The sequence below is a fragment of the Burkholderia sp. IT-111MI5 genome (assembly GCF_949752865.1).
In the GTDB taxonomy this organism is placed as follows: domain Bacteria; phylum Pseudomonadota; class Gammaproteobacteria; order Burkholderiales; family Burkholderiaceae; genus Burkholderia; species Burkholderia pyrrocinia_C.
Window position 1 is genome coordinate 257,232 of record NZ_CATKIF010000011.1, and the last position, 20,967, is coordinate 278,198.

The 20,967-nt window shown below is 65.7% G+C and carries 21 protein-coding genes; 12 read left to right on the top strand and 9 right to left on the bottom strand.

The genetic code is table 11. The features are described 5' to 3' along the window. The first annotated feature begins 204 nt into the window (after positions 1-204). From ACM6JT_RS09370 to ACM6JT_RS09425, 12 genes are all read left to right on the top strand, one after another. Positions 205-333: a hypothetical protein gene (locus tag ACM6JT_RS09370; protein WP_263088956.1), complete on the top strand. Its 129-nt coding sequence runs from the start codon at positions 205-207 to the stop codon at positions 331-333. A gap of 13 nt (positions 334-346) precedes the next feature. Further along, positions 347-1,168, top strand: a complete 822-nt coding sequence (locus ACM6JT_RS09375) for a major capsid protein P2 (RefSeq protein ID WP_414856333.1) — start codon at positions 347-349, stop codon at positions 1,166-1,168. 9 nt (positions 1,169-1,177) lie between these two features. Beyond that, complete coding sequence (locus ACM6JT_RS09380) at positions 1,178-1,531, top strand: hypothetical protein (RefSeq protein WP_034179497.1); 354 nt, start codon at positions 1,178-1,180, stop codon at positions 1,529-1,531. After that, entirely contained in the window at positions 1,531-1,956 is a 426-nt protein-coding gene (locus ACM6JT_RS09385; RefSeq protein WP_034179498.1) for a hypothetical protein, read from the top strand. Before ACM6JT_RS09380 ends, ACM6JT_RS09385 begins: the two co-directional genes overlap by 1 nt. Positions 1,957-2,012: 56 nt before the next feature. Beyond that, complete coding sequence (locus ACM6JT_RS09390; RefSeq protein ID WP_235212439.1) at positions 2,013-2,360, top strand: hypothetical protein; 348 nt, start codon at positions 2,013-2,015, stop codon at positions 2,358-2,360. After that, positions 2,357-2,866, top strand: a complete 510-nt coding sequence (locus tag ACM6JT_RS09395; RefSeq protein WP_034179499.1) for a hypothetical protein — start codon at positions 2,357-2,359, stop codon at positions 2,864-2,866. Before ACM6JT_RS09390 ends, ACM6JT_RS09395 begins: the two co-directional genes overlap by 4 nt. Continuing rightward, positions 2,863-3,609, top strand: a complete 747-nt coding sequence (locus tag ACM6JT_RS09400; protein WP_414856334.1) for a hypothetical protein — start codon at positions 2,863-2,865, stop codon at positions 3,607-3,609. The genes ACM6JT_RS09395 and ACM6JT_RS09400 overlap by 4 nt, the downstream gene beginning before the upstream one ends. Then, positions 3,609-4,253 (top strand): glycoside hydrolase family 104 protein, encoded by a 645-nt coding sequence (locus ACM6JT_RS09405; protein WP_414856335.1) that lies wholly within the window; start codon positions 3,609-3,611, stop codon positions 4,251-4,253. Before ACM6JT_RS09400 ends, ACM6JT_RS09405 begins: the two co-directional genes overlap by 1 nt. Beyond that, entirely contained in the window at positions 4,250-4,708 is a 459-nt protein-coding gene (locus tag ACM6JT_RS09410; protein WP_414856336.1) for a hypothetical protein, read from the top strand. Before ACM6JT_RS09405 ends, ACM6JT_RS09410 begins: the two co-directional genes overlap by 4 nt. Positions 4,709-4,712: 4 nt before the next feature. Further along, on the top strand, positions 4,713-5,096 hold the full coding sequence (locus ACM6JT_RS09415) for a hypothetical protein (RefSeq protein WP_414856337.1): 384 nt from the start codon (positions 4,713-4,715) through the stop codon (positions 5,094-5,096). Between the two features lie 84 nt (positions 5,097-5,180). Next, positions 5,181-5,354 carry a hypothetical protein gene (locus tag ACM6JT_RS09420; protein ID WP_175887923.1) on the top strand — a complete coding sequence of 58 codons (174 nt, stop codon included), beginning with the start codon at positions 5,181-5,183 and terminating at the stop codon, positions 5,352-5,354. Then, positions 5,354-5,560 (top strand): hypothetical protein, encoded by a 207-nt coding sequence (locus ACM6JT_RS09425; protein ID WP_034179503.1) that lies wholly within the window; start codon positions 5,354-5,356, stop codon positions 5,558-5,560. The genes ACM6JT_RS09420 and ACM6JT_RS09425 overlap by 1 nt, the downstream gene beginning before the upstream one ends. A 73-nt stretch (positions 5,561-5,633) precedes the next feature. On the opposite strand, the gene ACM6JT_RS09430 is transcribed toward ACM6JT_RS09425, so the two are convergent. From ACM6JT_RS09430 to tssE, 9 genes are all read right to left on the bottom strand, one after another. Continuing rightward, positions 5,634-6,113 carry a hypothetical protein gene (locus ACM6JT_RS09430; RefSeq protein WP_414856338.1) on the bottom strand — a complete coding sequence of 160 codons (480 nt, stop codon included), beginning with the start codon at positions 6,111-6,113 and terminating at the stop codon, positions 5,634-5,636. 34 nt (positions 6,114-6,147) lie between these two features. Then, entirely contained in the window at positions 6,148-6,510 is a 363-nt protein-coding gene (locus tag ACM6JT_RS09435) for a hypothetical protein (protein WP_414856339.1), read from the bottom strand. Positions 6,511-6,684: 174 nt separating this feature from the next. Next, a complete protein-coding gene (locus tag ACM6JT_RS09440) occupies positions 6,685-11,244 on the bottom strand; it encodes an RHS repeat-associated core domain-containing protein (RefSeq protein WP_414856340.1) in 4,560 nt (1,519 codons plus the stop codon). A gap of 14 nt (positions 11,245-11,258) precedes the next feature. Next, the gene (locus ACM6JT_RS09445; RefSeq protein WP_414856341.1) at positions 11,259-12,524 is read right to left on the bottom strand and encodes a hypothetical protein; all 1,266 of its coding nucleotides are present in this window, start codon (positions 12,522-12,524) and stop codon (positions 11,259-11,261) included. Positions 12,525-12,539: 15 nt separating this feature from the next. Then, positions 12,540-14,744: a type VI secretion system tip protein TssI/VgrG gene (gene tssI, locus ACM6JT_RS09450; RefSeq protein WP_414856342.1), complete on the bottom strand. Its 2,205-nt coding sequence runs from the start codon at positions 14,742-14,744 to the stop codon at positions 12,540-12,542. After that, positions 14,741-17,392 (bottom strand): type VI secretion system ATPase TssH, encoded by a 2,652-nt coding sequence (gene tssH, locus ACM6JT_RS09455; RefSeq protein WP_414856343.1) that lies wholly within the window; start codon positions 17,390-17,392, stop codon positions 14,741-14,743. The genes tssI and tssH overlap by 4 nt, the downstream gene beginning before the upstream one ends. 12 nt (positions 17,393-17,404) lie before the next feature. Next, positions 17,405-18,583: a type VI secretion system baseplate subunit TssG gene (tssG, locus tag ACM6JT_RS09460; RefSeq protein ID WP_414856344.1), complete on the bottom strand. Its 1,179-nt coding sequence runs from the start codon at positions 18,581-18,583 to the stop codon at positions 17,405-17,407. Beyond that, positions 18,508-20,379, bottom strand: a complete 1,872-nt coding sequence (gene tssF, locus ACM6JT_RS09465; protein WP_217587201.1) for a type VI secretion system baseplate subunit TssF — start codon at positions 20,377-20,379, stop codon at positions 18,508-18,510. Before tssF ends, tssG begins: the two co-directional genes overlap by 76 nt. A gap of 4 nt (positions 20,380-20,383) precedes the next feature. Next, positions 20,384-20,941, bottom strand: coding sequence for a type VI secretion system baseplate subunit TssE (gene tssE / locus ACM6JT_RS09470; RefSeq protein WP_414856345.1), 558 nt, complete (start codon positions 20,939-20,941; stop codon positions 20,384-20,386). Between the last annotated feature and the right edge of the window lie 26 nt (positions 20,942-20,967).

A 20,967-nucleotide genomic window follows, 5' to 3' on the forward strand; every position in this document is an offset into this window, starting at 1 on the left:
CCGCCCATTTCCGGGCGGCTTTTTTTTTGTTCCGATTCGCCCTGCGTGCCGCTTCGGCGCGGCGTCACACACTCAGGGAGAGACACGTGAACGTGAAGGGAATCATCAAGACGATCGGCGTCACGCTGATCACGATGATCGTCATCAACAACGGCGTGAAGTACCTGCCGTCGTCGGTGCAACGCATCGTCAAGGGGCAGTGACATGTCCGAGATCAAAACCGCACTGAAGACCACGGGCATGGTGCTCGCCGTCATCTTCGTCCTTCGGCAGCTGCCGATCACCTCGCAGCTCGTCGGCGTCGCGCTGACCGGCAACACGAACGCACAGTAAGGGGCGCGCGACCATGGCCATCATTCAACAGCTTCCGGCGTTCCAGAACGTGCAGGCGAACGGCGTCGCTACGCTGCTCGTACCGAAGTACTCCAACACGCTCACGCGGATCGTGCTCGACCTCGGCGGCACGACCTTCACGAAGGCGATGATCACCGACATCAAGGTGAAAATCGGCGTGCGCACGGTCTACAACTGCTCGGGTGCGGTGCTCGACACCATCAACCAGTACAAGGGCATCGCGGCCGCGGCGAACCAGCTGACGATCGACTTCACCGAGCGCGACGCGCCGTCGATCGACGGCAAGGAAATCGGCGGCTACGACATGTCCGCGCTGCCCGACCAGATCAAGATCGAAGCCACGATCAGCGGCGCCACTGCGCCGACGCTGGGCGCCTGGGCATTCCTGACCGCGCCGCAGGGGCAGGCTGGTGCGCTCGTGCACAAGCTGCTGTATTTCCCGGCGAGCACGACGGTCGCGGGCAAGTTCCCGATCAACTTCAACCCGATGGGCGCGCTGATCAAGCGCATCCATCACTTCTACGCGGGCTCGTCGTGGGCGGGTAACGGCGACGGCAACGTGAACCGTGTCGAGATCAAGAAGAACGGCATCGTCATCATGGACATGGCCGACCACGTGCGTCGCTACGTCCAGAACGAGTATCGCAAGGTGCCGCAGGCGGGCCACTTCGTGACCGACTTCATCGTCGACAACAACCAGTCCGGCATGCTGATCACGCAGGACGCGAAGAGCTTCGAGTGCAACACGTACCTGACGGCCGGCGACACGGTCGGGACGTACGTCGAAATGCTCGACCTGCCGTACAACGCGTAAGGGGGCGGCATGTACACGTACGACGCAAACGGCAACCTCGTGTGGACCGACACGTCCAGCGTCACCACGCAGCCCGCGTCGATGTGGTCCGATCCAGTCTCGACGCAGAACGCAGTCTCGAGTCCCAGCGAGTTGAATCCCTCGGCTGGGACGTGGGGCGACGTTCTTGCGTACGGGCTGACCCGCGCTATCGACGTCGGCACGATCAAGGCGCTTTCGCCCGACAACAACATGCCGCTGATGCCGGGCACGGTGTCCGTGAACATGAACGGTCGTCCGGCGGCCGTCGTCGGCGTGAACCGTGGCCTGCTCATGTTGATGGCGCTCGGCGCAGTGCTGCTGCTCGTTGAGGAGCGCAAGTAATGGCGCAACTGAGCCCGGCACAGGCGGCGTTGATCGGCGCATCGTCAGGTGCGCTGAACGGCTATGCGTCATCGCAGGGCGTCGGTGGGCCGATGATGGGCGGTGCACTGGGCGGCGCTTCGGCGCTCGCCTATTCGAACCCGTACAGCGCGGCGGCGATGGTGGCCGGGCAGGCGGTGACATCGATGCTCGGCGGCCCCGATCCGAACATCACGTCGGGCGCGAACGGCTATCGCAACATGGTCGATTCGCATCTCGACGGCTCGGCCTGGACGGTTTCAACCGGCAGCTCGAAGGCGTCGAGCGTGCCGACGCTCACGAGCGCGGCGCAGAACGTCGCGCAATCGGCCCTGCAAACGGCGATGAATCCGATGGTGCTGGTCGCGGCCGTGCTGCTCGTCGCGGTCTGGAGGGAAGGGCGGTGAGGATCGATTGCAAAGTCGAACCGCTCGACGGTGAGCGCCTGCGTGAAGCACGCGCGGTGTTCGAGGACGACGCGGCCATGCACGCGAAAACCAACACCGGAGGGTCGGTAGACGGCGCGATCATCGGCGGGGCCTTCTTCAGGGTGTATGCGGACGGCGAGCCGGTCGCATGGTACGTGCTGCAACCGTTCGAGGGCGTCGCGGAAATCGCTGCAGCCTATGGGCGCGCGGAACTCGACCTCGTGGCAACCGTGTTGCCGGTGATCGAGCGTCAATGCGAGCCGTTCGGTGCGGTGTGCGTGACGACGAAACGGCGAGGGCTGATCAAGAAGCTGGAGACGGCGGGCTATCGACGCTGGCGCGGCATCGAGCGCGGCATCATTCTTCGAAAGGATTTCCAGTGAGAAGCAACAGCAGCCAAAGCAATCCGTCGACTACGACGACGACGAACGTCACCGACCGTCGTTTCGTGAACGACGGCGGCGGCGCCGGCGTTTCGGGCGACAACAACTCGGTGTGGAACAGCGTCAGCACCACGAACGTATCGACCGACCTAGGTGCGATCGCGGGCGCGATGGACCTCGCGCGGACTGGTATCCAAGCGGCGCACGACGACATGACGACGGCGGCCGGGCTGGCGAGCCAGACGTTCAACAAGACCGTCGACAGCAACCAGACCATGTTCGGCATCAACGCGTCGAACATGATGGACGGCTTCTCGAAGCTGATCGACGCGAGCAAGACCGTCATGCAGACCGCACAGGACGTGAACCGCACGGCGACGCAGGACGTGCAGCAGGCGTACGCGAACGCGCAGGAGATCAGCAACGGTCAGAAGTTTCTCGTCGCGGGCGGGCTGGTGATTGCCGGCATCGTGGCCGTGACGGCGATGAAGGGGAAAGTGCTTTGATCCAGAGCTACGACATTCAAATTCCGGCCGGCGGCACGCAGCTGTTGGAAGTCGGCGCGCAGATTTTCGACTTCCTCTCGTCGGGATCGGCATTCGACACGATTCAGGTGCTGCCGGAGTTTCAGCAGGGCAACGTGACGTTGAAGCTCGGGCAGGGCTTCGACGCCGGGCAGGTCGTGAATCGCTGGTTCGTGAAGAACCCGGGCACGACGGCGATTAACGGCACCGTCGTGCTGTCGACGGCGGGCTTCCGAAATTTCCGCATCAGCGGCGATGTGAACGTGCTCGACGGCGGCAAGTCGCGCACGCTCTCCAACTCGGCCTTCATCGCGTATGGGCAACAGGCGGCGGTTGCGGGCCAGTACTCGCAGGTGCAGCTGTGGAATCCGGCGACGAACCCGAATCGTCTGGTGCTCGAACAGATTCAGCTGTATGCCGGCTCGCTCTGCACGATGTTGCTCGAATCGAGCACAGCCGCGCTGGCGACGCTGATCGACGCAGGGCAGGCGAAAAAGCTCGGCGGATCGGTGAGTGCGGCGGCCGTGTATGCAGCAGCGACGGGGGTAGCGCCTCCGACCAACACGGCACTCGGGGGCTACTCGCTCGCCGCGAACGTGACGACGACGGCATTGCTGCGCGAGCCGATCGTCATTCCGCCGGGGTATGGGCTGATCGCCGTCACGCCGACAGCAAACGTCGGCACGACGGCGACCTTCGAGTGGTATGAGGAATTGAACGCGTAATGGACCGCACGGCCTTTACCGTCATCGTCGCTGGCATCGCGGGCGGCACGATCTACTACCTGTGGCGGGTCGCGCAGGACGTGGCAGCGATGACCGGTGACGATCCGTCGCTGGTCGACGCGGTGGGTACGGCAATGGATGACATTTCGAGTGCGATGGACAACATGACTACGACGATTGACAACACGACGCAGGCCGACCCGAACGTGCAGGCCTTCTTGACGCTGATTCGCACGGGCGAGGGCACGACCGGGCCGAACGGTTACCGCACGCTGTTTGGTGGCGGCCTGTTCGATTCGTTCGCGGACCATCCGAACATCGCGGTCACGCGCGGCACGCTCACGTCGACGGCGGCCGGCGCGTATCAGATCCTCTACCGGACGTGGCTCGATGCGAAGGCGGCGCTCGGCCTAACCGACTTCTCGCCGGCCTCGCAGGACGCGGCCGCCGTGTGGCTGATTCAGCGACGCGGCGCGCTGGCCGATGCCCAAGCGGGGCGCTTCGATGCCGCGATCCGCAAGTGCAACAAGGAATGGGCGAGCCTGCCGGGCTCGCCGTACGGTCAACCGACACTGACGCTGTCGCGCGCGCACTCGCTGCTGCTCGCGGCCGGCGGCTCGCCTACCGATGGGGTGTATGCATGAGCAAGAAAAACACCGACGTGCTGCTGATCGGCGGGCTCGCGCTCGCAGCCGTCTTCATGATGGGCCGTACGCGTACGGCCGTCGCCGGCACGCAGGGCGCAGCGCGGCCGGTGCGCACGACCGGCGGCTTGCCGTGGGGCTTCACGGGCCTGCCGAGCGGCCGCGTCATCGGCGCGATCACGGGCGGATCGAATTCGCCCGATCTGGTCGCGGGCGCGATGCCGGGCGGCACGACTGGCGGCTTCTTCAGCATGATCGACGCCGTCGACAACGCGAGCGCCGCTGTGCAGTCGCAGTATCTGCCGACGTTGTCAGGGCCGGTCGGGCTGATTCCCGGACCGTCGAACTGGCTGAATTCGGTCGGCGGGGCGCAGTCGACGTTCTACCTGCCGGATCAGGTGAACCCGATGCAGGCCGCATACGCGGACTTCGACAACCCGGACAACTACGGTTGATCGCATGACGCTCGATACCGAGTTCAAGCTGATGGTCGCGGCGCTGGGTCTTGGCGCGGTGCTGTTCGCCGCGCACAAGATTCAGCAGAAGGGCGGCGTCGTGAACGCGGCCGTCTCGGGGTTCAACGCGGCCGATACGGCCGTGACGAGTTCGGTGCTCGGCGGCTTCAACAGCCTGTTCGGCACCGACGTGCAGTCGGTCGATCCGGAGCAGTGGGGCTATCAGGCTGGCGTGGCGACGCGCCAGTTCATCGCGAACCTGCCGGACATGACGTGGCAGAGCATGCAGGGCTACGCGGACGCGCGCCTGCAGAACGATTTGACGCGCACGCCTAGCGCGATGCCGTTCCAGCAATCGGCGTGGGACGGTGTGCCAATGGGCTTATAGGGAGGCCGCATGCAGTCGCATCAGTTTTTTCCGAAGGTGGTGCATCCGAAGTGATGCGCCGATTACGTCAACAGGGAGGGGTGTATGTCGTTTCTGGATCGTTTGAAGGAACCGAGCTCGCAGGCGGGTTTGGGCGTGCTGGCCGGAGCGGCCGTGCAGCTCGGCGCGAACCCGTCGAAGGTCGGCGCGATTGCGGCGCTGATTCAGGCGCTGCTCGGCGCGGTGGCCGTGTTCGTGCCGGAAAAGGCAGGTAGCTGATGGACGGCGCGGTACTGGTGCAGATCGTCACGGCGGTGTGCTCGTCGGGGGCCGTCTATGCCGGCATCCGCGCGGACATCCGGGCGCAAAAGGAACGCATCAGGCGCGTCGAGCTCGACGTGCGCGATGCACATCGTCGGATCGACCGACAACTTGAAGGGAGGAAACACCATGGCAACGCGCAAGCGGCGCACGCCGGCCCGTGACAGCAAGGGCCGTTTCAAGCGGAAGAAGTAAAAAACCCGGCTTCGGCCGGGTTTCGTTTTTCAGGCAGCGCGCTTAGAACTTCGCGTGGAATCCATATCCGGTGGTCCCGGGCGATTCCGCCTCTGGCTCCCGGTCTACGGGTTCGCAGGAAATGTCGATGAACGCATGGCCGCGCAGGTCGAACGGTGTTGGCGACACTCGAGCTCGGCTACCACGCACCAGCACTTCGCCGCCAGCGACCGTGCCTTCGATCGTGATTCCGTATATGTGCGGCGGCTCCGTTCCCGGGCCGCGTTCGAACAGTCGGGAGTCAGACTGGTATCCAAAAACGCCGTAGACCGGTAGGCCCTTGAATTCGACCCCTTTCTTTGCCGGGAAGTACGTCAGGTCGGCAAGGCGAGGGTGTTTCAGCGTCGCGGCCTCGGCCTTCACGAACGCGCTGGCGGATGTGAATTCGTTGCAGGTGAGCATCGCGTACGTCAAGTCGTGGACCTGCTGTGCGTTCGGAGATCCGCAACCAGCAACCAGAAAGAACGCGAGGATTTTTTTCATGACGGTCTCCGTGTTGTCGCCGGCGGATTATCGCTCATGCGCTCCAGCGTACGGCCGGCGCCGGCGGGATCAGCTCCAGCTGCACGAGCGCCGGGTATTGGATGATGGGGTCGTTCGCGGCGCACGGCGTCGACGTGGCGAACGCGGCGCAGGCCGCGGCGGAAATCTTCGCGCTGCGTATCGCCCAGGTCATTTCCTGCACGCGTTGCGCATGCTCGATCCGGCGCAGGCGCAGCAGCTCCGGCACCCAGAACGGGACGCGCTCGCGGCCGGTCAGCCAGTCGTGCACGCTGCGTTCGGATCGGCGCAACTCGCGCGCCAGTTGCTTGAGTGGCCGGCCGGCCGCGTAATAGCTGAATTCGGCCGGGTTCCCGTATCGTAGGTTTGGGTATTTCATTGTTTTTGTCCGAAAAAAAAAGCCCGGGGGATCCGGGCTTTGGCATGGTGCGACGTGGGCCTTACAACAACTTTAGGGGTCGGTACAAAATCGCGATTTAACTTCGATAATTCACGTTATGTCAACTACTATAGTCGTGGCGACGTGCATTACGGAGGCTGCACAACCCCACGATTACGGCGGCGCCCAGCCGATGCTCTTCGGCGCATTTGCGACCGTGCCAGTGGGTAAATGTCCGTACAATTCCCATTCCTCGGCCGAGCGCGTATGGACTGGAACCCCGCCGATTTCGATGATGCCGTGGCGAGTCACGATGACACCATGCTTTTCGCCGAACCAGTTGTCCATTTGATTTTCCCAGGCATCTTGCAGCCCGAGGCGTTCCGGCTCTCCGGAATGCTTGCTTGTAACGTGACCGGCTTCGATTGTCGGACCGTTCGCCCAGTTGATCAGGTCCTCATGCTTACGTGAAGGTGGCCGCGTGAATGCCTTGAGTTCGTTTCCCTGCGCGTCGCGCGCGAGAAGGAACCGCAGCGGATGGTTCGCTTCGGTCCAGATCTTTTCCAGTGCCCATTTTCTGAAATCGCTCTTGCAGTCCGTGCCAAGCGGATCGATCCATGAATACGGGTTCGGCGCATACATGTATGGGTTTTGCCCTCCTTTGAGACCAATCGGGTCCTGGCTGACAAAGCTTCCGGTAGCGGGATCGTAGTAGCGATACCGGTTGTATTGCAGACGCGACTCCTCGTCGAAATACTGTCCCTGCAACCTGAGCGGCTGCGTCATTGCCTGGGCGCTGACGCATGCTTCCGCGCCTCCTGTCGGGCCGTAGCGCGTTTCCCAAACACGCCCTCCCTGCAGATCATGCAGTCGCACGGGTGCCCCGTTGGGATCATTCAGGAAGAGATAGGCCGCCCGGGAGTGCGGCAATGCATGTCCGGATGTCCGTGCAGACGCGACATCTGCCGTCCAGTCGCAGTGCACCGTTGCCAGCGGCCGAAACGTCTCCGGGTAGTAGACCCATTCACGCGCAAAAGCACGTGCCGGTGTCTGCCCGGCCGGATCGCCAGGCTTGCCATCTCCTGTGGTGTACTCGCCCACGAGCGCATTGCCGTCCCAGAAGAAGCGACTGGTACGGAACGGCTGCAGTGGATCTTCCTTGCCGGCCGGCCCGACATGTACTGTTTTGCGCACGCGTCGCTGGAACGGATCGTATTCGTACCGTGCTTGGATACGCGCCTGCGTTCCCGCCATGTCGGCCGCCGCCGATCGTATCGCCACCGTTTCCTCCAGTTGACCCGCAGCGTCCCAACGCAACGTCAGGTCCTGTGTGGCGTCATGTCGGCGGATCAGGTTGCCCACGCGGTCGTAGGCCAGATAGTGGCCATCGAATTCGCCTTCGCGGACCCACTGCGTCGCATTGCTGCCGATCGCCGTGCGGCGTTCGCAAACACGCGTCTTCAGTAGGTCGCCCGTTGAATCGCGAAGCAATCGGCGCAGACGCCCCCCGGGATCGAGGTGAGTTGTCAGACGCCCCATCGGATCGTAATGAAACTGCTCGACGTTGTCGTGAGCGGTCCGCCTTTCAACCATCTCGCCATTCGCATCATGCACGTACTCGCATGCGAACAGCACGTCGGTGGCCGTCCGCAGTGTCTGCGACGCAAGCTGGCCACCTGCCTCATGCGACAGTTCGCGCCACAAGTCCGTGCCCAGATGTTCAGTACGGATCCGGCCGAGCGAATCGCGTTCGAGGACGACCGGTGGTGCATCGTCGATCCGGATCGACGTGACCGCGTTCAATGTGTCGTACTCGTAGCGCACGACATGCTCGACGACCTCGCCGCCCGCAGCGAGTCGGGTTTTGCGTTCGATCCGGTTGCCGGATGCGTCATAAGTGCTTGCGATCGTGAAGATATCGCCCTGCGTGTCGTCGCTCTGACGTTCCTCGATTACCCAGCCATCCGCGTCATAGCAAAATTCGACGCGGCCGGCCGGATTCCGTGCCAGTACCAGATCGCCGTGCGGACCGTACGCGAAGCTGTCCGTGCGCACGCCGTCATCATGCCCGGGGGTCGTCGCACGTTTCTGAACGAGGCGGCCGGATCGGTCGTACCGGTATTCGATGGCCTGTCCCAGCGGATCGACGCTGTGGAGCAGTTCACCTGATATCCCGTACCGGTAGCATCGCGTCTGCCCCCAGTAGTCCGTCTCCTCGACGATCCGGCCGACGGCATCGCGTTTGAACCGATACAGTTCGCCGCGTTCGTTGGCGACGCCAATCAGCCGCTGCTCGGTGTCACACCGATACTCCACAACGCCCCCGTCAGGCGCCACCCTCTTGCTGATCTGGCCCAACGCGCCATACTCCAGTTGCGTGAGCTGGCCATTCGGATCGCGAAAGTGCGTCAGGTTTCCGTCGGCATCGTAAGTACAACGGATTTCCTGTCCACCCGGCTCGATTGCCCGCGTCAGGTTACCGTTTCGATCGTATTCGTAGCAGCTCACCTGCCCCATTGCACTGACGGTCTGGATGATATTGGCCCGTGCATCATGGAGGTAGCGGGTGCGCCGGCCGAGCGCGTCGGCGATTTCCGCCAGATTGCCATCACGATCGTAGTCGAAGTGCGTCACCGCTCCTCGCGGCCCCGTATGCGATGCAAGTTGCCCATGACGGTTGTAGTCGTATCGTGAGCTTGCGTGCCCGGGTGTGGTTTGCTCGATCAGCTTGCCGTGCTCGTCCCATGCATAGCGCCACTGCCTGTCGCCCGGGGCGGTCAGGCACACCGGTCGATGGTCCGCGTCGTACTCGGCACGCACAGCGCTCCCGTCCGAAAACGTATGGCCAAGCAAATTGCCGTACGCGTCATACTCCCATGTGGATGTTCGCGCTGCGGGATCGGTGACGCCGTTCGTGCGCCCGTGCGCGTCGTATCGGTAACTCGTTACCCCTCCAAGTGGATCGATCCGCACGACGGGCAGACCGCGCTCGTTCGTCTGCAGGATCGTTAGGTTCCCGATCGAATCGGTGATCCGCGTTTCGCGATGGTCGATATCGTAGGCAAAGCGGTAATCGAACAGTCCATCCTCGCCCCACGCCCGCTCGACTCGCCACACTCCGTCGCGATACGGGCGATAGCTATAACTGAAAGAGATTCCGCGGGGGCTCGTGTGACGGACCATCCGATGATCGTCGGCATACGCGAATCGATGCGCCTGGCCCATGGCGTCGAGGGCTGAAACCAGATCGCGGTTCCGGTCGTGTTCGTAGCGGACGATCGGATGTCCGTGCCCCTCGCTGTCGACCAGCGTCAGCGCGGCGAGTTGGCCTGCGTGCGTGTCGCATTCGATCACGCGCCCGCTCGCCTCCTCGCCCTTCCACTCGACCACGCGCACGAGGCTGCTTTCCGGCCCGTACTCGTACGCCCAGGCATTCCCGTGGCGGTCGGTCATTCTGTTGAGAGGGAGCGCCAGCGCAGCGTTTTCCACAAGCTCCGTCACCGCGCGTTGCCATCCGGCGGGCAACGCGAATACATGTTCGATTCCGGTACGTGTGCGCAGGACGAGCCACGCATCCCGTCGGTACAGGGCATGGCCGTATTGCCAGTCATGGACGTGCGCTGCCCATCCCGGTGCGTCCGGCATCGCATCGAAAGCGGTTGCGTGATCGGGGAAGTACGCAGCGACCCCGGCCGAATCTCCGTTCCGCGTCAGTTCGAGCCGGATGTCGGCGGGTGTCCGCCAACCGATCCCGACGGCGCCACTATGCTTATCGTGACTCGCGTAGTAGCGGTCCCAGACGAGCGGCAGGCGCCCTGTCACCGTGAAATCGTGCTGATGGACGATCACCTCGCCGGTGGTCGAATCGACGGGTTCCGCATCGAGCACCTTGCACCGCAAGAATCCCGATTTCAAATTCAGCTTGTCCGCCAGCGCCTTCGCCCACTTCGACCCTTGAAACGCCTTGAACAACCCCTTCGCCGCCGCAGCCATATTCAAAACCGGCGGCCCCCCGACCATCACCGGACGCCCTGCCGGAATCGGCAGCATCACCGAACTCGGCATGGACGGATAAGTCCGCTCCGTATGCGCGCTGTTATGATCAGGCGGCTCCATGCCGATCGACCAGCAGCTCAGCGCCGGCAGTGCCATGAACGACATCGGATCGTTGTTGGCCAGTACCGTCCGGCTACCCATGTACGACTCCGCGTCATCCGAAGGGATGGGATCCGGCGCAGGCGGAGGTGCAAACGACTCCCCGAGCGGAAAATGCAACCCCGGAACGTGATACGAATGCGTCCCGACCGTGGCCCGCATCAAGCCGTTCACGAATATCGGCCTGCCGGCGGCGCCTCCCATTCCGACGCCTGCGCCGAGCACGCTTCCAATGCTGCTCTGTAGTGCCGCGGCTTGCTGCTCGAGTTTCAGCCCCTCCGCAACGATCGCGTTGACCTGGATATCCGTCAGTTTCCCCGATGCGAACTCGGCGGCATCGTCGAGCTTTTTTACGACGTCCGGATGATCCTCGAGATACTCACTTACCTTCTCCTGGACAATCGCCATCGCGATGCTGCCGACCACGCCCTTCGCCGCCTCGACATACTCGCGCAGATCGAGCATGAACCCGACATGCGGATGCGGCAGGAACACGGGCGTCGGGCTCGGCGCGACCAATACAGAGTGGACATCGATCCCGACGACAGGATCCAGATGCTTGACCGCCAGCAGCCCCACGTCGCCCTCCCCGCTCAGCGTCCGCCGCGCAACGCAGCGACCTTCTCGCTGAGCGCGTTGCGCCGCCGGTCCATTGCACCCAACTGCGAGACCATCCACTCGACCACGAGCGGCAGGTTGCTATTCGCCCGCATCGGTTCGTCGACCATCAACCCCGCATCGAGCGCATTGAACCCGGCCTCCAACGCATGCTCGCGCTCTCCCGCCCGCTCCCAGCACACGGCGCTCATGCGCCACGCCTCGACCGTCATCAGCCCGTCCTTCGCAGCCGTGGTCGATGCCGCCGCACGCTCATAGCAATACGCCGAGTGCGCGTAATCCTTGTGCGTCAGATGCACGCTCGCCTCGCCGAACAACCCGTTTGCAACAAGCTTGTGCCCTGCCGGATGCCCTGCCTCGACCGCGCGCATCCCGCTGCTGGCCGCGCTCCGATACGCATCGATCGCGCGCTCCCGATCGCGCCACTTCAGATACGCAGCACCGGCAATCAAATGCACGACGACACACTGATCAAACCACTGCTCGCGTTCCGCGACCTTCAGCGCAGCCGCACGCAATTCTTCGAGCCGCGACGGGTTACCGCCTTCGATCGTCTCGGTCAGCATCACGAAATGCCGTCTAAACTCACCACTCGGCCCGCGCTCGCCCGATTCCGCCAGCAATTCGCGCGGCACGCTCGCCATCGAATACTTGCCCTGCACGACGCGCACCGAAGCCCGGTGCCGTTGCATCAACGCTGCAAACGGCGCGATATCGATACGCGGCACCACAAAGCGCACGCGCTCGCCAAGCTGCGGAGCGACCGCAATGATCGTCAGCAAGCCATCCATCCACTGCACCCATGCGGCGTCATCCCGCACTTTCGCCGGCTCCAGCACGAAGACCATCGACGGAAAAACATCCGGATGGTGCTGCATCAGGCTATCGGCAACCGTGAACAGATACAGCAAAGGATTCTTGCCATCGTCGTACGGCGCTTGCCAGTCGGCTCGCACGCCTTGCGCATCGGACGCCTCACGCCGGCTGTCGTAGAACGCAATGAGCTCGTCCGTCAGCGCCTTCGCATAGCTCGATTCATTGACGAACGACGCACGCATCGTCCTGACCGCGCACGACGTCTCATCCTGAACCTGGAAATACAGCCGCACGAGCTGCGCATCCGTCTCGTCGGTCTGCCAGATCATCAATCGTGCGTCGCGTTCCTTCGCGAAACTCATCCAGTCCGTATGCGCGTCCATGAACCTGCGCTCCACCGGATTGGTCGGCTGCCAGTTCTGCATTCGTGCGAACCTCCGTCACGGATTCAGTTTCAGGATCGTGCCTTCGACCGTATGCTCGCCCGTCGCCGACGACGTCACCGTCTTGCCGTTCACGCTGTGGGTGTCCGTGCCGGTCGATGCGACGTTGACACCCTGAATCGTGATCGTGCCATTGCTCATCATCACGATGCTCGACTTCCCGCAGACGAGCGCAAGCTGGTCGCCGGCATTGACGAGCACCTGATGCCGCACGCTCGTCGTATGGTTCGCGCCGACGCTGACGGTGTGTTCACCGCCGACCGTGAGCGTATGCGCGTTCGTAATCGTCGACGTGCGCGCACCGATTTCCTCGGTATGCGATGCTGCAACCAGCGTCTTCATGTCTTGCGATGTCGTTTGATAAAGCTGTCCGACGTTCAGCGTCTTGCCTTCGCCGATCGTTTCCGTCTTGCCCTTCGCAACCGTCTCGTTGTGAATGCCGCCGATGGTCGCATCGCGATTGGCGGCAATCGTCACGGTTTCGTTTTGTCCGACCGTCCGCGTTCGATTCCCGACAACCCCATGCGTCTCGTTCGCCCCAATCTGTGCAACCCGGTTCTGCCCGATATTCACCGTTTCGTTCTGCCCGACACTCCGTTGCCGGTTGTTCTTCACCTGCATCGTCTCGTCGTTGCCGACCGTATGCGTATGATTGTTCCCGACAGAAAGCGAATGATCGGCCTCCGTCTCCGCGTCGAAATTCCGTTCCGCATGCATCCACAGCTGCTCAGCGCCCTTCTTGTCCTCGAAGCGGAACGCATTCGCATGCTCGGTCGTCCCGCCCGGCGACGACCGCGACAGCAGCCCGCTCTGCGTCGCACTCCCCGGCAGCCCCCACGGCGGCATCTTTTCGCCGTTATAAACGCGCCCCGTCACGATCGGCTCATCCGGATCGCCGTTCAGAAAATCCACCACGACCTCATCGCCCACACGCGGAATCTGCACGCCCCCAAACCCACCGCCGGCCCACGGGCTCGACACCCGCACCCAGCACGACGAATCCTGGTTGCTCTGTCCATACCTGTCCCACCGGAACTGCAGCTTCACGCGCCCGTATTGATCGGTCCAGATTTCCTCACCCGGCGGCCCGACGACGGTCGCCGTCTGCGGCCCGTTGGTCCGCGGCCGCGGCGTCTCACGCGGCGACCGGAAAGGCAAACTCGACGGCTGCACGAGCATCATTGTCTGATGCACCACAGCCTCCGCGCCCTGATCGCTCGCATAAGCGTTCTCCTGAAAGCGGTACTGGCACCGCACGATCAGGTACTCGCGGTTCTGGTCGGCACGCGGGCAATGCGCGAGCGTGAACAGATACCCCGGCGCGGCGCCGCGCACATCCGTATCGGCGCTCGCGCGCTCGTGCTCGGCCTGCTGTTCCTCGAGCCGCACGCGGCTGTAATGCGCGCCGGGCGCATCGTCGCGATAGCCGCCAGGCCACTCGAACGACGCGAAGCTGTCGTGATCGTGGCCGCGCGGATCGACCTTCTGCGACGAAAGATCGGCGCGCGGCTTCGTATAGTCGTAGTCGGTGGTCTGGTGCTTGCCGACGCTCACCTCCTGCGCAGGCAGCCAGCCGTCGATATGTTCTTCGTCGGCAATCGCGGTGCGGTCGCGCGCGATATACGGAATCGTTTCGTAGCCGGACAGCGCAGCGTGCGACGACATCGCGTCGCTCAGCATCAGCGTATGCGTGTCCTCGGCGTGCCGGAACCAGTAATAGATGCCCTCGAACTCCATCAGCCGCGACACGAACGCGGCATCCGTTTCGTTGTACTGCACGCAATACTCGCGCGGCACATACGATTCGGCGAGGTGGTTCTCGATCGGAAAGCCGTACGTCGACAGCACCTCCTGCACGATCTCGGGCACGGTCTTGTTCTGGAAGATCCGGCAATCGGACCGGCGCGTCGCGAGCCACAGCCATGGGCGCACGACCAGCTCGTAGCCGTAGTGCCGCTCGGCACGCCTGCCCGCAAGCGATGCGCGCGCAACGATCCCGTTCAGGTAGCGCGTCGACTGGTCCTGCTGTTCGATCCGGACGGTCACAGGCTTGCCGAGCATGTCCTTCAGCGACAGGCTGTGGCTGTCCGCCAGCGCCTCGATCCGGAACTCGAACAGCCGGCCGAGTTCGTCGCTGCCGTCGAGCGTGTGGAATTTCAGGTCGTCGCCGTGCGGGCTGTCGAGAGTGAATACGCGATTCACGTCGTTGCCTCCTCGTCGAACCGGTAAGCGAATTCGCCGTCGGCCGCGCTCACCTCGATCGACGCCAGCGTGCGGCCTTCGAGCATGGTCTGCAGGATCGCGCGGCTGATGCGCGGCATCACGGTGTGCGTGAGGATCGCGTCGACCATCCGGCCGCCGGATTCGATCGTCCGGCAGCGCTCGACGATCAGCGCGGTCGCCGCGTCGGTGCAGCGCAGGCGGATGCCGTGATGCGCGTCGATCCGCTTCTCGATCCGCCGCAACTGCAACGCAACGATCCGCGCGAGCGTCGCATCGGTGAGCGGGTAATACGGCACGACGGTCAGCCGGCCGAGCAGCGCGGCCGGGAACACGTCGAGCAGCGGCGCGCGCAGCGCATCGGCGAGCGTCTGCACGTCGGGCAGGCGCTCGGGGTCGCGGCAGAGCTGCATCACGCGATCGGCGCCGACGTTCGACGTCAGCAGGATCACGGTGTGCCGGAAATCGATGTCGCGTCCCTCGCCGTCCTCCATCCAGCCCTTGTCGAACACCTGGAAGAAAATCTCGTGCACGTCGCGGTGCGCCTTCTCGATCTCGTCGAGCAGCACGACGCTGTACGGCCGGCGGCGCACGGATTCGGTGAGTACGCCGCCCTGCCCGTAGCCGACATAACCGGGCGGCGCGCCCTTCAGCGTCGATACGGTATGCGCCTCCTGGAACTCGCTCATGTTGATCGTGATCGCGTTGTGCTCGCCGCCGTACAGCGTGTCGGCCAGCGCGAGCGCGGTCTCGGTCTTGCCGACACCGGACGGGCCGCACAGCAGGAACACGCCGTGCGGTTTCGTCGGATCGTCGAGCTTCGCGCGCGCGGTCTGGATGCGCTGCGCGATCAGTTCGACCGCATGCCGCTGGCCGACGACGCGTTCGCCGAGCGTATCGGCGAGCTTCAGCACGGCCTGCGTCTCGTCGCGCACCATCCGGCCGAGCGGAATGCCGGTCCAGTCGGCGACCACGGCCGCCACCGCGTGCGTGTCGACGGCGGGCAGCACGAGCGGCGCGTCGCCCTGCACGTCGGCCAGCGCCTGCTGAGCGGTCGCGAGGTGTGCCTGGATATCGGCGCGCGTGGCGGCGTCGAGTTCGCGCGACGGATCGTCGTCGAGCAACGCGGTGCGTGATTCGACGATCGCCGCCAATGCATTGCGTTCGGTTTGCCAGCGCACGTCGAGCTGGTCGAGCGCGGCCTGCGCGGCGGCAATGTCCGACTCGATCGCGTCGCGCCGCGCGGCGTCGCCGGTGCCGAGCGCGCATTCGCGCCCGATCCGCTCCTGCTCGACACGCAGGCTGTCGATGCGGCGGCGCGCGTCCTCGATCGGCGCGGGCACCGCATGCTGGCTGACGGCGACGCGCGCGCAGGCCGTATCGAGCAGGCTGATCGCCTTGTCCGGCAACTGCCGGGCGGGGATATACCGGTGCGAAAGCGTGACGGCGGCCTGCAATGCGTCGTCGAGCACGAGCACGCGGTGATGGGCCTCGAGCTTCGCGGCGAGGCCGCGCAGCATGGTCAGCGCGGCCGCTTCTTCCGGTTCGTGCACGTGCACGAGCTGGAAGCGCCGCGTCAGCGCGGGGTCCTTCTCGATGTATTGCTTGTACTCGGACCACGTGGTCGCGCCGATCGTGCGCAGCAGGCCGCGCGCGAGCGCGGGTTTCAGCAGGTTCGCGGCGTCGCCGGTGCCGGCCGCCCCGCCCGCGCCGACGAGCGTATGCACTTCGTCGATGAACAGGATCGCCGGTCGCTCGGACGACATCGCTTCGTCGATCACGCCGCGCAGCCGGCTCTCGAACTCGCCCTTCACGCTCGCACCGGCCTGCAGCAACCCGATGTCGAGCAGGTACAGCGCGACGTCGCGCAGCGACGGCGGCACGTCGCCGGCAGCGATCCGCAGCGCGAAGCCTTCCGCGACGGCCGTCTTGCCGACGCCGGCCTCGCCGACCAGCAGCGGGTTGTTCTGGCGGCGGCGCAGCAGGATGTCGACGATCTGGCGGATCTCGGCGTCGCGGCCGACGACGGGATCGATCTCGCCGGCCCGCGCGCGGGCGGTCAGGTCGACGGCGAAGCGTGCGAGCGCCGAGTCGTCGGCGGGCGCGGCGCGCAACGCGTTGCCAGCCTTCGTAGCCTGCGCGGCCGGTTGTGCCTCGGGCGAGCCTTCGACGATCGATTCGAGTTCGTCGGCGAGCAGATCAGGCACGATGCGCTCGAATTCACGCGTGATACCAATCAGCACGTTACGCAACTGCGGTGTCTTCAGGATCGCGAGCAGCAGCACCGCGCCGCGAATCCGTGTCGCGTCGTATTTCAGCGTCGCATAGACCCACGCGCGTTCGACCGCGTCGTCGATGTGCACGGACAGGTCCGACACCGAGCCAGCGCCGCGCGGCAGCCGGTCGAGCGCGGCGACCAGCGCGCGGTCGATCACGGCTGCGTCGATGTCGAAGCGGCGCAGCACGCGCTGCAGGTCGCCGTCGGGCCGCTGCAGCATCTGCTTGAACCAGTGCGCGAGCTCGACGTACGGATTGCCGCGCAGCCGGCAGAACCCGGTCGCCTGCTCGAGCGTCTCGTAGAGGAACGGATTCAGTTTTCCGAACAGGTTGACGCGGCCGATATCGGACATGGCGGCTCCCGTTTAGGCGGTTTCGCGATGAAGGGGGGCACCGCCACGCCGCACGTCGTAGCGGACGACGAGGTCGCGCGCGGGGCCCGGTTCGAGACGCTGCCCGAGCCATGCGGTGCGGCCGATCCCCTGCCGCGCGCCGAGCGCGATCGCCGGCACCGCGTCGGCCGCCAGTTCGAGCTGCACGTCCCAGTCGAACTCGATGCCGACGTATTCGCGCACCCATTGCGCGAGCTGCCGTGCATGCGGGCCGCCCGGCAGAAAACCGCGGTAGGCGTCGAGCGACAGCGGGCCGAGCACGATCCGGAAACGCGACTGCGCATCGCGCACCGCGACGCCGAGCGCGACGGCGCCGACACGCAACGTCGGCCGCGTCGCGCGGATCGTGCAGCGCTGCGAGCGCTCGATCGCGACCCATTGCGGCATGTGCTCGACGATGCGCGCATCGACGCCGAAATGCCGGCGCAGGATCTGCACGAGCCCTTCCGGGTTGCGTGTGTGCCGCACGAGATGGCCGGCATGGAAATAGCGTGCATGCGGCGCGAGCGTGTCGGCGGTTGCCGTGGCCGAGGCACCGGCTTGCGCGGCCGGCCTGCCGCCGTGCGCCGCGCGCCCGATCAGGCTCGCGATATAGCCGTCGAACCGTGCGCGCTCCGGGCGATCGAGGCTCACCGTCGGCTGCGCGTCGGCCCACGCGCGGTAGAACAGCAGGATCAGCCGGTGATGGAACAGGTCCGCGAACGCGGCGAACGTCGGGTCGTCGTGCTGCGCCGCGCGCTCGTGCGCGTATTCGGTCAGGTGCGTCGGCAGCGGCCCGTTTGGGCCGAACAGCCCGAAACCGTGGATCGCGATGCGCGGCGGCGCGGCGCCGTTCTCGTGCACGCCGGCCAGCATCGACGCCGCGAATGCGAGCGACGGCTGCTGCCCGAGCCGCACCGGCTCGTCGCGCGGCCGCGCGGCATGGCCGAGCGGCGCGCGGCCGGGCGACAGCGCGTCGAGCCAGCGCAGCGCCTGGAACAGGTCGTAGCCGTGCGGCGCGGCCCGCAAGCGAGCCCACCACGCATCGCGGCGGGCGTCGGCGGCGGTCGGTTGCACGCCGGGCGTCGTGTCGCGTTTCATATCGCAGGCCGCCTGCCGATGCGCGCGGGCCAGTGCGCGAGCGTGCCGCGCTGCGCGCTGGTCAGCACGCATTCGGCGAATGCGTTGATCGACACATGGCGTGCGAAGAACTGCTCGAGCACCGCGCCGAGCAGGAACGGGCTGTCGCCGGAGAACGCATGGTCGTCGACGGTCACGTCCACCTGCACGCCGCGCCCGAACATCAGCGGCCCGAGCGCCGGCAGCCGCCGGAACACCGGCGAGAACGCGACGCGCTGCACGCCGTCGATCTGCCGGCGCATCGCGGCATCGGCCGGGTCGGCATGCAGGCCGAGCAGTTCGCGCAGCGCATGCGCGCCCTCGTCGTCGTCGAGATCGGTCAGCGTGTGGCGTGCCAGGCCGAGATGGCGGATCAATCGCCACGCGGTTTGCGCGTCGGCGATCGGCGGGCGCGGCCGCGACGGGCCGCGGATCGCGACGATGCGCTCGACCGGGGCCGACACGCGCAGCGTGAACGTGTTCGCGTCGCCGGGCGGCTGCAGCAGCACGAGATCGCGGTTCGTGCACAGCGTATCGGCGGACAGGTAGCGCATCGTTTCGTCGTACGGCGCGCACTGGCTGTCGACGAGCGACACGTAGGTCTCGCTGCCGACATAGCCGGTGCGCGTGCCGTTCGCGCGCGCCTGCGCGGACACCAGCCGCGGCTCGCGCCGCACCGTGTAGTACGCGCCGTGGTTGCCGTCGTCGCCGGCGAACGATGCGTGAAACGGTCGGAATTCGCGCGACTGCCCGTCGTCGCGCTGCTCGCTTGCGAGCCGCTGCACCGCATAGACCTCGTAGTCGAGCGGCCGGCTGCGGTCGACGACGACATGATGCTCGCGCGCGCCCGGCTGCAGCGGAATCCGATCGGCGCGGCGCGCGAACAGGTTCACGGCCGGCGTGCAGTTCAGCGCGAGATGGCGCGCGTCGACGGCCGCTTCGAGCGCCGCGTCGTGGCGATCGAACAGCACGGTCAGCTCGCACTCGTCGCCGGTCGCGCGCGCGAGCGCGGCGCGCAGCCCGCCGATGCTGAAGAACAGGAAGCGCGCCGGAAACGCGAAATACTCGCGCAGCAGCCGGTAGCCGTGGAAGCTGCGGCCGTCGTCCGGCAGGATCGCCTGCGCCGGATCGAAACCCTCGTGGACGATCGCGTCGGCGTCGAGCGTATGCAGCCAGCGCGGCGGCTGCGCCGGGTCGTGACACACGACGCCGAGCGCATGCGCGGCGATCAGTTCGAGCAGGTGCAGCGCGTCGCGCTCGGGGCCCGCGAGATGGAACGTCAGCCGGTCGAGCGGCAGTTGCGACAGCTTCGCACCGCCGCGCGCCTTCAGCCGGATGCGCAGCGCGCCGCGCACGTCCTGCCGCGCCGCGACGGCGCCGCGCGGCAGCCACGACGGCGCGCCGGTGACGGTCGCATCGGTCAGTTCGAGCGGCCACAGCGTCAGGTCGTGCGCGGTACGGAATTCGCACGCGGTCTGCTCGGACGCGGCCGGTCGCGCGCGCAGCGCGGTGCCGGCCGGCAGCCGCCAGCCCTGTGCGAGGCTGCCTTCGTTCATCAGCGGCGCGAACCGGACGATCGCCATCGACGGCAGCGGCGCGATATAGCCGGGATACACGGCGTCGAGCAGCGCCTGCGTGAAGCGCGGGAATTCGGCGTCCATCTTCAGCTGCACGCGCGCGGTGAGGAAGCTGAAGCCCTCGAGCAGCCGTTCGACGTACGGGTCGGGGGGCCCCGATTCATGCAGCCGCAGCCGCGCGGCGACCTTCGGGAACTGCTGCGCGAATTCGCCGCCGAGCTCGCGCAGGTAAGCGAGTTCGCGGTTGTAGTAGTCGAGCAGGCGCGTATCCATCGCGTCAGGCCCCCGCCGCGGATTGCAGCGACATCGCGCCCGTTTCCAGATCGAGGTCGGAGCGCAGCACGAATTCGAGCGGATGCGGGATCGACCACAGCGTGCCGCGGATCTCGAACAGCAGCACGTTGTGGCGCCGTTCGCCGGCCCGGCCGCCCGGCGCGTCGATCACGCTGCGCACTTCGACGCTGTCGGGCGCGATGCGCGGCTCGAAGCGGACGATCGCATCGCGGATCGACGCCTCGACCGACATCCGCTCGACGCCCGACATCGGCTTGCCGACGAGCGGCCGCATCCCGTAGTTCAGCACCGACGCCTGCGCGTGCGCGAACGCGGCCCAGTCGACGAAACCGTCCTCGGCGTTGCGCGTGTTGAGCAGCCACGCGAGATCGCGCAGCACGGCGGCGCGCAGCCGCTCGGTGCCGATCCATTGCGCGCCGGGCGCTTCGGCCGCGCGCTGCGGCGCGTCGTCGGTGAGCCGGTCGAGCAACGCGGGCTGCAGCCGGTCGCGCAGGCTGCCTTCCCGGCCCTCGCGGCCGTCGCGGGTTCGCGGGTCGTCCATCGTCGTCTCCGTGCGTGCCCGCCCCG